Source organism: Deltaproteobacteria bacterium (assembly GCA_029860075.1).
Classification (GTDB): Bacteria; Desulfobacterota; JADFVX01; order JADFVX01; family JADFVX01; genus JAOUBX01.
Genome location: JAOUBX010000045.1, coordinates 1 through 12,742, shown reverse-complemented (window position 1 = coordinate 12,742; position 12,742 = coordinate 1). Strand labels below are relative to the sequence as shown.

13 protein-coding genes are annotated in these 12,742 nt (G+C 37.0%); 1 reads left to right on the top strand and 12 read right to left on the bottom strand.

Annotation, left to right across the window (positions count from 1 at the left end; translation table 11 throughout):
• Positions 1-12: 12 nt before the first annotated feature.
• From OEV42_13415 to OEV42_13360, 12 genes are all read right to left on the bottom strand, one after another.
• The gene (locus OEV42_13415; GenBank protein MDH3975273.1) at positions 13-1,314 is read right to left on the bottom strand and encodes a hypothetical protein; all 1,302 of its coding nucleotides are present in this window, start codon (positions 1,312-1,314) and stop codon (positions 13-15) included.
• Positions 1,315-1,454: 140 nt separating this feature from the next.
• A complete protein-coding gene (locus OEV42_13410) occupies positions 1,455-2,648 on the bottom strand; it encodes a glycosyltransferase family 4 protein (protein ID MDH3975272.1) in 1,194 nt (397 codons plus the stop codon).
• Positions 2,649-2,685: 37 nt separating this feature from the next.
• Positions 2,686-3,471: a glycosyltransferase family 4 protein gene (locus OEV42_13405; protein MDH3975271.1), complete on the bottom strand. Its 786-nt coding sequence runs from the start codon at positions 3,469-3,471 to the stop codon at positions 2,686-2,688.
• 436 nt (positions 3,472-3,907) lie between these two features.
• Complete coding sequence (locus OEV42_13400) at positions 3,908-5,227, bottom strand: glycosyltransferase (protein MDH3975270.1); 1,320 nt, start codon at positions 5,225-5,227, stop codon at positions 3,908-3,910.
• 19 nt (positions 5,228-5,246) lie between these two features.
• Positions 5,247-5,945: a methyltransferase domain-containing protein gene (locus tag OEV42_13395; protein ID MDH3975269.1), complete on the bottom strand. Its 699-nt coding sequence runs from the start codon at positions 5,943-5,945 to the stop codon at positions 5,247-5,249.
• A 23-nt stretch (positions 5,946-5,968) separates the two neighbouring features.
• Positions 5,969-6,688, bottom strand: a complete 720-nt coding sequence (locus OEV42_13390; GenBank protein ID MDH3975268.1) for a class I SAM-dependent methyltransferase — start codon at positions 6,686-6,688, stop codon at positions 5,969-5,971.
• 23 nt (positions 6,689-6,711) lie between these two features.
• Positions 6,712-7,479 carry a class I SAM-dependent methyltransferase gene (locus tag OEV42_13385; protein MDH3975267.1) on the bottom strand — a complete coding sequence of 256 codons (768 nt, stop codon included), beginning with the start codon at positions 7,477-7,479 and terminating at the stop codon, positions 6,712-6,714.
• A gap of 260 nt (positions 7,480-7,739) precedes the next feature.
• Complete coding sequence (locus OEV42_13380; protein MDH3975266.1) at positions 7,740-8,960, bottom strand: glycosyl transferase family 1; 1,221 nt, start codon at positions 8,958-8,960, stop codon at positions 7,740-7,742.
• A gap of 24 nt (positions 8,961-8,984) precedes the next feature.
• Complete coding sequence (locus OEV42_13375) at positions 8,985-9,815, bottom strand: FkbM family methyltransferase (protein MDH3975265.1); 831 nt, start codon at positions 9,813-9,815, stop codon at positions 8,985-8,987.
• Positions 9,812-10,696: an FkbM family methyltransferase gene (locus OEV42_13370; protein ID MDH3975264.1), complete on the bottom strand. Its 885-nt coding sequence runs from the start codon at positions 10,694-10,696 to the stop codon at positions 9,812-9,814. Before OEV42_13370 ends, OEV42_13375 begins: the two co-directional genes overlap by 4 nt.
• A gap of 110 nt (positions 10,697-10,806) precedes the next feature.
• Entirely contained in the window at positions 10,807-11,787 is a 981-nt protein-coding gene (locus tag OEV42_13365) for a glycosyltransferase (GenBank protein MDH3975263.1), read from the bottom strand.
• A gap of 1 nt (position 11,788) precedes the next feature.
• Positions 11,789-12,460: a class I SAM-dependent methyltransferase gene (locus OEV42_13360; GenBank protein ID MDH3975262.1), complete on the bottom strand. Its 672-nt coding sequence runs from the start codon at positions 12,458-12,460 to the stop codon at positions 11,789-11,791.
• Positions 12,461-12,615: 155 nt separating this feature from the next.
• Here OEV42_13360 and OEV42_13355 point away from each other — a divergent pair.
• Positions 12,616-12,742 (top strand): DUF4372 domain-containing protein (locus tag OEV42_13355; GenBank protein MDH3975261.1); only part of this gene is annotated, 127 nt, incomplete at its 3' end.

The window sequence follows — 12,742 nt, the reverse complement described above, 5'->3', positions numbered from 1 at the left end:
AAGGATAGAGATCTAATTATTTTTCTTGAGTAAAAATAAATGTAAGGCCAGGATCATAGTAATAAAAGCCTGTATAAATACAACAATAGAGGAGGACATGGAAGACTCTATCTGGAAACTATAACCAAGCCATAAAATACCGGTAAATGTAATCAGAGATTCTTGATTTTTATTATAGCAGGCTTTTGCCATATATCTCATTGTAAATCCATAAAAAAGCGCTAAAAGAAAAATTCCAAACCATCCAAAGTTAGCCCATGCTTCTGCAAGTTTTCCGAATCCAATGGAGGTAAACTTGACCGATTCGAGTGTATGAACACCATAATAAAGGCCTAGCTTTTCTGTGGAGAGATGTCCACTTGGTTTATTGGGCCATAAAAATCTGGGAATAAGCAGAGTGGGAATGTCAAAATAAGTTTCTCCGTTAAGATAAGGCCTGTATGCAGGTGTTAATTCTATGACGCGTGTCTGGATATGGATCAGACTTAAGCGGTTGAGTAAGGACCTTGAACCAAGCTCACTATCAAGGCCTTTAGATATTGCACTCAGGGATGCTGGAAACCAGTATTCATATACTTTCAGGACTTTTGTTATATTGTTTGGAGATGGATTGTTCCAGAATTTGTTGCGCATTTCTGCTTTTCCCGCATGAAGAAAGCCAATAACTATCGCACATAGAATGATAGTTACTAAAGGAATCTTTTTTTTCCCTATTACGTATCCCATAATGGAAATTATGAGAAAAGATGTTCCATGTACCAGCAAGCCACTGGAAAAAGAGATTAAAATGGAGAAAAAAAGGCAGAAATTAACAAATATAAGATTTGTTTTTCTAAGCATTCCCGCACCTGATTTTTGATAAAGAAAATATAAGGATAGAGATCCAAATACATTACCAATGGTCCACAACAGGTTGATATAACTTCCTGCTAGCGCTAACAAGCCGAACTGCCTGGCGCTTACAATGCAAAGCCAGAGGAATACCCCTATATTAAACAGGTTTAAAGCTAAACCGGCAGGAATTTCTCTTAACAGGAAGTCAGGCAAATGTTTTGTTGTTTTTCTGACCTGCCCTTTATAGTAATAGATGGAAAGAACGAGCAAAAGAAAAACAAGGATGTTGTATGCAGCAAGCAGGCGGCTTTCTTCTTTAAATGTCATGTATTCAGAATTCCCGTTCAAAATAGGATAGCCATAGTAAAAAAGATGAGTAATACAAAAGAGTTGAAATGCCGGAAGTTCACGATTATTACTGCTTAGCCATATTAAAGCAGGCAGAATGCTCAGAATAGAAATAGATAATCCGATGATCATTTCTTCCGAAAATGATAGTGATGAGTTCCAGGCAATCCAGATTATTATCCCGGCAAAAAATAACCATAAATTTCTGATGAGTTTATGGGATTGATTATCATTTGTTTTTACAGATACAATGTTATTGGGATATAGCGTTTTCAATGAATTCCCTTATTGTGTAATATTTTTAATGCAGCTAGTAGTGTTGATACCGTTTTTTCAAAGGTATAGTTACTAATATGATCTCTGGCGTTTTTCCCCATTTCTTTCAAATGATTCGGATTATGAAGGAGAGATATGAGCTTGTTTTTAAAGCTACCCCAGTTATATGCTTTAAATATTTCACCAGTTTTGCCAGGGATTATCAGGTCAGTTGCACAGCCCACACGATCACTTGCAAGGACAGGCCGGCTACAGGCCATAGCTTCATTAACAGCAAGTCCCCATGTTTCCCTGAATGCTGACGGTAAGATAAATAAATCTCCTAAACGGTATATAACAGGCATCATACTTTGATTTTGGAAAGGAAGTAATCTAAAGAGCTCAGGAAATTTAGCAACCATTCTTTTTACCTCATGTTCCAGCTCACCATTACCAACCATGAGCATAATCGTGTTTGCAGGCGAAATCTCGGAAAAGGCTCTCATTAACTGAATAGGTTGCTTCTTTTTTTCAAATTTGCCGGCAAAAAGCAAGACTTTATAATTATTTTTAATTCCTATTTCATTTCGTAATTTTGCGGCCTGTTTTTCCTGCAAGTTTGAAACTGTAGAGAATCTTTCAACATCAATCGAGTGCGGGCAATAGAAAAGTTTTTCATCATGAACACCATAATATTTAAAGTAATTGTAGTTATTTTTACCGACATACAAAAAAGCAGAGGGGAGATTGAAAATATACTTGAGCACTTTTTTTTTCAAAACCTTTTTCCAGACCCCTTCCTTATCCAATAGATGAGAATCGCCCCGAAAGAGTATGGGGATTTTTAATTTATGAAAAGCCCTTAATGCTAAAATGTTGCTTAGAAAGGCGTAACCTGTAATATGAATTGCATCGGGGTTCCATTTCATGACCGACTTTATTAACGAAGGATTATTAATTCCCATGAAATGGTGACTGCCTGGATGGGAAGAACAGTTTGGAACCAGTTCATGTTCATAGCCATCTGCAAGGGGAATATCCCATGAAATGTTTTTCTTGAACCCATAATCCATGGCATCATTTGTCCCGTTATGCCAAGTGAAAAAAATGCGGACAGCAATGTCTTGGCGCTTTGAAAGTTGACGGTAAAGGGGGGCATAATATTGAATCGGATGTGTAATGATGAAAGCCAGCTTTAGATTTTTTTTCAAGAAATGATGTCCTGTTTTTTATACATTTTATTAAAATTTAACAAAAACTTTCAACAGCTTCACTTACTTTTTGACGGTACTTGGTCCAGCTTAGAGTTTCTGCCTTTTGACGAGCAGCCTTTTTCATAGCGGGAAGGTGGTCCCTGTTATTTGAAAAATATCTTAGACCCTCAATTAACTGTTCAGAGTTTCCACGCTGAAAAACCATTCCACAGGAGTCGTCCAGTATATCTGCTGCTACAGTAGCGTCACTTGCCAGAACGGGTAAGCCCGATGCCATAGCCTCTGTAATTACCATTCCAAATCCCTCAAAATATGAGGGAAATACAAAAACATCAGACTGCTGAAAATAGGAGAGTAATTTTTCTGGAGAACAGTGGCCTGCAAAAGATACATTGTCAGGGATCTCCATTTTCTTTCTTTCGGCTAATTGCCAGGACCCTGCTAATATTAGTTTTGCATCCGGAATATCAGCATTTTCCCAGGCATGGAATAATAGAGGTATACCCTTTCTAACAGAAATGTGCCCGGCAAATATAAATTTAAGTGGTCCTTTTGATTTATTTGAATGAGAAGGAAACCAGCTAACTGAATCAACACCATAAGGCGCTATATAGATTTTTTTTTCTAAAAATTGTTCTATCGTTTTAAGTACAAAACTGCCGGGTGCCAATACGATATCAGCCATTTCCATTTCGCGGGTTTTTCGTGTTATCGGCACATATTCTTTCATTCTAAAGCAATTCCGGGGAAGCCAGTCTCTGTATTTATACATGAGTGATTTTTGCATATCCTGCCATGCAGGATAATATCCAATGGGCATATCGTAAATACACGGTTTGTCCAGTTTCCTGGCTTCCTCAAATGTCCATAGGGAGCAATCCTCATAGGAATGTACAGAGGTAACGCTTGATTTATGACATTCATTTTTCATGGTTCTCATGAGCCACTGATTAGCTTCTTCAGATTTTTTTCTATTATTAAATTGACTTCTCATCATAGCTCTACGCAACATACGGGACCACTCTCCTGATCGCCCTTCAATGCGAGGCGCCTCTAAAAGTGGTGGATGGCAACGTCTCCTCAATTGCCTGGCTAAATTTTCACAAGCCGGAACTTTTTCCAAAAAGTTTAGTTGAGCTGGTGTTGGAAGCCAGGGAATACATAGAGCGTTGAGCTTCCCCTTTTCCCAATGAGCTAATGCTGCATTGAAAGAATTGGGATTGCCACAGGGATGTCCGAAAAGAATAGACATTGCTTTACACCTGCCTCCGGGGGGGGGGTAACGTACAGCTATTGAAAAGTGAGGCATGTTTTTCAGCCATAGCAGAGGCCAGAAAAGGTTTTAGATGAGTTCTTCTGTCAAAACTATTTTTATTAACCATTTCCAGTATAAAGTTTTTAATTGTTGCTATCATTTTTTTATCCGGAATAATCGTGCCATCAAAGCAAATGAGGTTACCCATATCCGGATATTGAGTGAAGATTGAAGCCGCTGGTGAAGAATAATGAAAAGAAGCGAGTAAAGGTTTGCCCAAAAGGGCATAGCTAATGAGTTTGGATGGAAAATATCCTGGATCATCAACACCAAGTACAAGTAAACCATCTGCATCTTCTGCTAATTGGATTGACTCTTGATAGCTAACTCTTGATGGTTGTTCTTGAATAATATGAGACAACTCTGATTTGTCTGCTATTTCCTGCAGAATTTTTTCATCTCCTTTTTTCCAACCAAAGTATGTGCCAAAAAGAGATATCTTTAGCCTGCCTACCAGTTCAGGTTCTTTTTCCCGCAGAATTTTTAGACCTTGGCAAAACAGAGAAAATGATTTTGCCATGAATGCTCCACCTGCCCCGACATAAACGGCATTTACTGTATAGCCCGACTTGTTTGATTTAACAGAAGAATTTGAAATAAGGCCGGAATTGCACTCTTTCTCCATGGCTCCAAAAGGTATAACTTTGTATTTTTCATTTATTATCCATGGCAAATTTAACTTTTTATATCGATTGATAATTGTATGCAGGTATTGTGGTGAAACGGACACAACCGCTGCAGCCTTTTTTATAGAAAATCTCTCCAAATATTTTGATAAAAGACGAGTTGTTTTCCACTTTAGAGCGTTTTTGGTTGTTATATATTGGTAATTTTCCTTAAACCATGGATCATGAAAATCAAGAACATAAGGTATTCCATGCATTATATTCCATAGCCTTCCAAGACAAAAAAGAACAAAGTTAGTTGTAGAAATATAGACCAAATCATATTCACCCTTTCTTAATAACTGAGAGCCCAATTTGAACATAGGCCAGAATGCGCGCCAACCGATACTTCCTATGCCAATACTTTTTAAAAAGAAATTATGCCATTCTGGAACGGAGTGGATTATCAGATCAGAAGGGAAAAAAAATGATGAGTTTTCCTCAATAATATCGGGAGGCTGATAAGACTTGTCAGGAGTCATAACTTCTATTTGCCAGCCAAAATTTGGTAAATGAAAAGATAACATTCTGGCGCGATGCATATCCGCAATAATCGCCGGCTTAAATGAACTGACAATTATTAGAACTTTCTTCATTTTTTAGACCTTTTGGAAGTTAAACATTTGCATTCTTAATTCCCTCAACAACAATCCCCTGACCATTGTTGATTCTTTCCGGGTCTTCAACTTCTGAAATTCTTAATATGCGGCTGTCGAGCGCTCTTTTTGGCTGAACTTCCGAGAAACCAGCATCTATAAAAAGCTCTGATAGTGAATCCATGTCATACATCCATTTGTGCGTGTGAAATGCTGTCAATCGATGGTAGTAAGCGAGGATGTTTTTTTGAAAAAATTGGGGATGACAACCCATATCTGACATGAATTTATTTGCAGCTGACAGATTACCTTTCTCCTTCTCTGATAAATATTTCCTTGTCAGTTCAAATAAGTCGGGTACAACAACTCTTAATACTCCGCCATCTGCAAGTATGCGATAACATTCTCTCAGCAAAGCAATTGACTCATCATAAAAGAGGTGTTCAATCGTATGTGAAGAATAAACTGCATTAAAGCGGTTTGATGATAGGGGCAATTTATTTGTTAAATTCCATCTTAAAATATTTTTTTTCCATGGGATTTTGGACTGGCTTTTGGGAAGCAGACGGGAAATAACTAAAATTTTTTTAATAATGGTATGCTTTGCTAATATGACTTGCCATGAACCATCTACATTTAACCACTTTTCATGTGCTTTTAAACCACATCCTAAATTTAGATGATCATAGTTGTTTATGTCAATTTTGTTTAAGAACATAGGTTATAGAATATCATTACAGATTATTGGTGTACAGGCTTTGTAGCTTTTACATAGATTGAAAAAGGAAGGTTTGGATTAAATCTAGCAAACTTTATAAAAGGGTAAAAAAGGGAAAACAAAGGCAATGCAAAAGCATCACCTGTGTGTGACCTTATTTTACGTAGAATAGCATCAGCATAATAAAGTGCGCTTGGTCCCAAACCTACAATAACTTCGATATGAAAACCTATTGGCAATAATAATTTATGATAATCCTCTTCTGAATATCCGGGTCGATAATGGCCTCCCATTTCTTCAAGGTCGAGAGTTTCAGATTTATGCCTGGGGTGAGAGCTGTTGGGGCAGCAAAGGTGAAGCGTTCCTCCGGGACGCAAGATACGGTAAAATTGTTCGCAGACGAAGGAATCATTCTTGATATGTTCAAGTACTTCATAACAGATAATTTCATCAAATACTCTGTTTTCATCATTTAGTTGATAAAGGTTTTTTTGTTCAAAAATAAGTTTCTCAGAATTTTCACCAAGGTAGTCAATAAAAAAGGAATTAGCTTTTTCTATCTGCTTCTCCTCGCAATTCATTGCGACAACAGTGGCTCCGGATTTATAGGCAAGCCATGAAAAATAACCATTTCCACTGCCGGCATCGAGGACATTTCTTTCACCTTTACTCCAAAAATAGCATAACGATGTCCTGTTCCTTGTATGCAGGTCAAGTCCGGGGAAGAAAAACCATCGGATCATATTCTTTATTCGATGAAAAAATGTCATTTTTTTCTAAGAAAAATCGAGATAATATCTTTAAAACCTATAGAAGAGAGAAAATTCTTAAGAGTGTCTTTCCAAAAAACGCCTTGAGGGTAGGATAAGTGATAAAAGCTTTTTTTGTCCAAAATTTCGTATCCAAGTTTATTTGCCATTAAATCAAGATGCTCAGGACTATAATAGCAAAGATGATCTCTATGGTAATAATGCCAGCCAGTCCCTTTTATTCTTGCATGTAAACCGCTGACATTTGGCACCTCTATGATCAGAATCCCCTTGGGATTTAGTGCCTTATCTATTCGTTTTAATAACTCTACAGGTTCTGCTATATGCTCTAAAACGTGGTATAAAGTAATTACATCATATTTGCCGATGTTACTAATGAGATCCTCTATTAATCCACTATACCATCTTACACCGGGGTATGTCGAGCGCAGGCGGTTCATAATTGTTTTGTTGATGTCGATACCGGAAGATGAAAAACCGAGGTGGGAAAGTCTTACAGCTACTTCTCCCGTATTACAGCCAATGTCCAGAGTGTAACCGGAGGAAGCATAACGGATGATATCTTCGATTCGTCTTTTAATATGCGGGAGGTTGAGATTGGGTAATATTTGAGATTCAGGTTCAGTTTGATTGTTAGCAGGTTGAGCCGTTAAATATGGATTAGCCTGAAACTTTAATTTACAGCTATTACATTCAAGTAAAATAAAACTATAAAATTTATGGAATAAGTGAGCTTCCGGTGATCTGCATAATGGACAATTCATAATTGAGAAAGAAGATAAATTTACTTTATTTTTTATATAGCGTACTGCTATATAATCCTGATTATACTTTTTAGTGAGTTAAAGAAATAAAAGGGAATCTCTAATAATACCAGGTGAGAGTCTAAAGGAATCAAAAAAACAAATTCAATGCGAAAATTGTAACCTAAAGCGAGATTACAGGTGAAATTTTTGACGCAGAAGGTGGTTTTTTTAGATGCCAGCCATGGATCTTTAAAGGTTCCCTGTATTTTCATTAAAAGCTATAGTGCAGCCTTTGCAGAATTTATGAGCTTTTCCTTCTCATTTTCCCAGTTGTAATGCTTCCTTGCCGCTATTAAGGCAGCTTTTTTTGCAGCAATTAGAAGCGTTGGATTATACATGAAATTATTGATTACATTTGCCAGGGCATTGGAATCTCCACTGGTATATATTTGAAAGGCGGCGGGCGCCTTTAGGGAAATTTCAACTTGCCCGTCCGTATTACTTGCAATTACACATAGGCCGGCCAATAAGTAATGAAATATTTTATTTGATGCCGTTAGGTTTTTGTTTAAACAATATTTCATTTCACCTGCAAATCCGATGTCGTGTTCTGCAGCTCGGGATAATAGTTCAGTATTAGTTACCGGTGGATGAATATAAATATAGTTTAGCCAATCCCCGGTAACTTGAGTCTCTAACCATTTCTTCCATTCTGGTATTGGTTTTCCTCGAAGATGAATCTCTACTCTGTTTTTAAGGAGGGGAAGCGCAGAAAATAGGTCTTCAAGGCCTCTTGATGGTCCAAGTGTTTGAGAAAACCAGTAAACAGATGGTAAGTCCGTATTTTTTCGATCTATAATTTTGGAATCAAGATGATTACCTTCTTCCAGTGAAAAGGTATTGTATATGACCGTTGGTGTTTTGCAGTTATAGCGCCTTGATAGCGCTTCAGCCATCACTTGTGAAGTACAGGTAACATGATTGCATGAAGCAAGCAATTGTTGTTCAAGCTTTCTTAACATTTTTGCTGGCCTTTTTATTCTTGCAATTTCTTCCAGATCTTCAGAATACCAGTCTTCCATATCAATTCCAACATTGAGACCTCTGTCATATAATTGGGAAGCTACCCACATTGCCTGTTCCAAATGTGAAATATAAAGATCTGCCTTTCTTTTAATTGCAACGCGTAACAGATTGGTTGTTACATACCCCAATTGCCATCGATTTTCAATGCCAAAAAAAGTAAATAAAGTGCTGCCAAATCTTTTTCTGATACGATAGAAATAATTATTAACCTGTGAAGACGTAAGGTCCAAAACAGGAATAAAGGTCCACTTGCGTATACTCATAAGGTTCTGATCCCTGGTTTTGAGCGTTTTATCTATAATTGCCCCTAAAACCTCAACCTCATAACCTGCCTCGGATAATACATCAGCCTCTTTCAGGACTCTTGGGTTATTGCAAAGATGATTTCCAGAAATAATAATAATTTTAGACATTAATGAACAATCAGAATTTTAAGTTTACCGGCACAACAGATGGCTAATTTCTGGAACGTTATTACCTGATGGAGCTAAACCTGTCTCAAGAATTGTTACTTGATAGTCCAGGCTTTTAAGTATTGAACTACAATCCATGCATAATTTTTTAGAATGTGCTTCTATAAAAAGTTGTGGATGCTTCAAGCGAAGCGCTTCCTGTGCGCCCCTTAATACATTTACCTCCGCACCTTCCACATCAATTTTTATTATATCTGGTGTGGGAAAACCATCATCACGTATTAATGAGTCTATTTTTTTGAGAGAGACATTAATAACTCTATTTGCTTTCCTGTCTTTTTGAAAAGTGCTATTAACAAGCTTCCCCATGCTTTCATCAGGCATTACATTAAATTTTGTAATGGTATTTTTGTTGCCTATGGCCATTTGTTTAACCTTTATAGGTAGGTTTGGATTTAATTCTATTAAATGCTTAATTTGTTCAAAGTTTTCCGGAAATGGTTCGAAAACATAAACAGACTTTGCACCTGCTATTGCAAATACCCCACTGAAAAAACCTCGATATCCACCGATATCATAACAAATAGCATTTTGAGTGACTGATTTAGATGCAATATTTGCAAGTTCTGCTTCATATGTTCCCATCCATATCAGCTTATCTTTTGGCAGACTAACAGGATATTTTAATCCCTTGGCTGGGCCGGCATTGATTTCATAAATGAAGTCTTTTCCGGAAAGAAACTTATTAAATAAATATCGTTGTAAATGGGCAACAATCGGTAAACGCTTGATGAGTGCTCTGAAGTGCCAGGGCACTAAGTTAACACTTTTGAATAATAATTTATTACTAATCATCTGAAGCGTTTATTTAATTTAAAGTCTTTGGTCTTCTCATTTGGTAATGCAAATATATTAGCGCATACAGGCCAGCAATTTTCAACTTTTAATAGTTTGTTTCTATAAATTCTGTATATAGAGTAAGAAAGATCTGAGAAAAGTTTATCCAGATTTCCTGAAATTCCCCCACTTCTAATGATATACTTGGCATCATATTCAAAAATGATATATGGCCTGTAGCGCTTCAATGTTTCTTTTGCGCCCTCTAAGACATTCCATTCCCAGCCCTCAACATCAATTTTAATCAGATCAAGCCGTGATAAATTCATTGTTGAAAAAATAGTGTCAAGCTTTTTTGTCTTCACCTTTATTTTTTGTTCTACATTAGACGAATCAACATTGTTAATTATATGACCTGCCCCTGCCCCGATGCTGGACGAGGGTGGCGCATTAAAGTATAGCTCTCCATCATTGTCGGATAAGGCTAAATCAGAGACAATCACTTGAGATAAGTTGTTAAAAGCTATGTTTTCCTTTAAACAATCATATACACCCGGATTGGGTTCGAAAGCCAGAACATGTCCCTCTTTTCCCACCCCTTTGGCCATCAATAATGTATGCCATCCAACATTAGCTCCAACATCAAAGGCAACAAAGCCTTTGCTCAGGGCTTTATTGATAATGTTTCTCACCTCAGCCTCATAGGTACCAAAAAAATATATTTTCCATCCTAATAAAGTTGCCGGGTCTATTTTGAAAATGATGCCTTTTTCAAAAGTTCCGATCTGTGCTTCTATTGAAGCAGATTTTTCAGGTGGTGATAAAAAACGCACTACTCGTTCCCATCCACGAGGTTTCCCAAAGAGCTTTCCAAATATGTGTAATATTCGATAAATCATTATTGATTAACTGTAAAATAAAAAACATTATCCATGCGGTTGTAATAAAAAAGTGAACGCAATGAACTTGCTCATATTATTTATCAAAATAAAAATATTTTAAAAAATTCTTAGCTGTCCTTTTTAACTTCCTGAATAATTCTAACGTAGTGTCGGGCACACTTTTCCAGTGTTAAGTTCTCCAAAATATAGTCACGTGGGGAATAAGCGCCTTTATTTAAATAGTCCATAAATTCTTCCAGCTTTAAAGGGAATTCTTTAATATTCTTAAATTTCATTCCACATCTATTATCCCAGTAAGGAACGGAGGTAACGGGTTCAAACTTAACTTTGTCAGGATAATATGATGGATCTTGCCAGAATCCGCCACGGTCCCATGCTAATAAAGGAACGTTACAGGAAAGAGCTTGCTGGTATGCAATTCCCTGTGTCTCATGTTCACAAAGAAAAATCATACTCTTGGATTTCTTTAAAAGTGCATGAAAGTTTTCTTCTCTATAGAAACCATACCTGATAATTTCATAGGTCAGACCAGATGAGTTTAATGAGTTAATAATAGGACTAATTAATTCTTCTTCATAGCGGTCATACTCCCATCGAACTTTATCGTAAAGAAGAACGTCTATTTCCTTTTTAGCTATGTTTGTTGGGGCCCAAAGATCGGTATCAATGCCTGCCGCCCAGGCAACAGTCTTATCCCCCCAGGCTGGTTCACACATTTTTTTCATCCATTGACCCGGAACAAGGATTTTTTTTATATTAAGTCTTGTTAACAGTTCCGGATCATCTAAAGGATGTGAAGAAGTGGCAGAACCATATACAATTGGGTTTTTCCACTTTATCTTGTCAAGCACAAAGGGTTTACCAATAATGCATGCTAAATCATCAGGGTGCTTCTTTATAAAGCTATAATTATTAATTCTATAGGGTATTTTCAGGATATCTAAGCCGGCACATAAGTTAAGAAAAAAACGCATCATTCCGCCAGGTTGAGGCTTGCCACGTACTATACGGCGAATTATTTTTCTTGGATATCTATCACAGGGGAACCATCGATCCGGATCAGGTTCTTCATAAAAAATATTAAGCATCTTATGTTTCCTCTTGTTTTCTTGCTATTACCCCATAGCTCATACCGCAGGCTGAAGGGTCAAAAAACTCAATAAATTTATTTGTTGCTGCAATAATAAAGCGTAAGGGATATTTGAGATTAAAGGGTTTTCCAGGCCATTTCGTAGTACCGTCCAGGGTAACGCATTTCTCAACTATAAATCCTTTATCATTAATTAATTTCTCAATGATGTGGGGCCAGGTTGTAAAAACATGATTGTTTAGGTCTAAATCACTTTGAGTGTAGCATACTGAATATCCAGTTTTTAAAGCATAAAGCCTGCTTCTGCTCCAACGGGGGTTTGGCATGGTTAAAATAATAAGTCCACCAGGAACAACCAAACTTGATACATGATCAAAACTTAACCATGGGTTATGTAGATGTTCAATAATGTCTAACATAAGAATAATTCCAGACATAGGTGAACCCTCAGGCGCGCGGGAATCCAGGTTCCATGAAATAATTTCAGGTATTTGTGGTTCAATGTCAAATCCCATCCACTTTCCCCCCAAGCTTTCAGTAACCGTTTTCATTCTTCCATCTCCTGCGCCTACATCTAAAACTATATTGTTTGCAAAGGAGGGCAGGTATTTTATTAATACTTGTTCTGCCCATTCATATCGAGAAAAGGATAATATTTCAGATACATTCATGGTTATACAATTTCACTAGTGTCCCAACGTTATGAGATATAAAATTTGTAAATGCGTGTAACTAATCATGAAATTAAATCTATTTGTTTTAAACGACTTGAAAAAAATTAAGAGATTCAGTCATTCTTTCTGTACTACAAGAAGGAGGCTGAATCATGTACACAGGCAAACTGGTTTTTTCTCAGGTAATGGAGCATTTGCCGCTTCATACCTTTCATCAATGTGTCAGCCGCTACAAAGGCAATCACAAGATCAAGGACTTCACCTGTCTGGATCAATACC

What these genes read in the sequence shown, in the direction of transcription:
- OEV42_13380 (MDH3975266.1), bottom strand. Translation starts at nt 8,960, where the DNA reads ATGTCTAAAATTATTATTATTTCTGGAAATCATCTTTGCAATAACCCA.
- OEV42_13400 (MDH3975270.1), bottom strand. Translation starts at nt 5,227, where the DNA reads ATGAAGAAAGTTCTAATAATTGTCAGTTCATTTAAGCCGGCGATTATT.
- OEV42_13365 (MDH3975263.1), bottom strand. Translation starts at nt 11,787, where the DNA reads ATGCTTAATATTTTTTATGAAGAACCTGATCCGGATCGATGGTTCCCC.
- OEV42_13405 (MDH3975271.1), bottom strand. Translation starts at nt 3,471, where the DNA reads ATGCCCATTGGATATTATCCTGCATGGCAGGATATGCAAAAATCACTC.
- OEV42_13390 (MDH3975268.1), bottom strand. Translation starts at nt 6,688, where the DNA reads ATGATCCGATGGTTTTTCTTCCCCGGACTTGACCTGCATACAAGGAAC.
- OEV42_13370 (MDH3975264.1), bottom strand. Translation starts at nt 10,696, where the DNA reads ATGATTTATCGAATATTACACATATTTGGAAAGCTCTTTGGGAAACCT.
- OEV42_13375 (MDH3975265.1), bottom strand. Translation starts at nt 9,815, where the DNA reads ATGATTAGTAATAAATTATTATTCAAAAGTGTTAACTTAGTGCCCTGG.
- OEV42_13395 (MDH3975269.1), bottom strand. Translation starts at nt 5,945, where the DNA reads ATGTTCTTAAACAAAATTGACATAAACAACTATGATCATCTAAATTTA.
- OEV42_13360 (MDH3975262.1), bottom strand. Translation starts at nt 12,460, where the DNA reads ATGAATGTATCTGAAATATTATCCTTTTCTCGATATGAATGGGCAGAA.
- OEV42_13415 (MDH3975273.1), bottom strand. Translation starts at nt 1,314, where the DNA reads ATGATCATCGGATTATCTATTTCTATTCTGAGCATTCTGCCTGCTTTA.
- OEV42_13385 (MDH3975267.1), bottom strand. Translation starts at nt 7,479, where the DNA reads ATGAATTGTCCATTATGCAGATCACCGGAAGCTCACTTATTCCATAAA.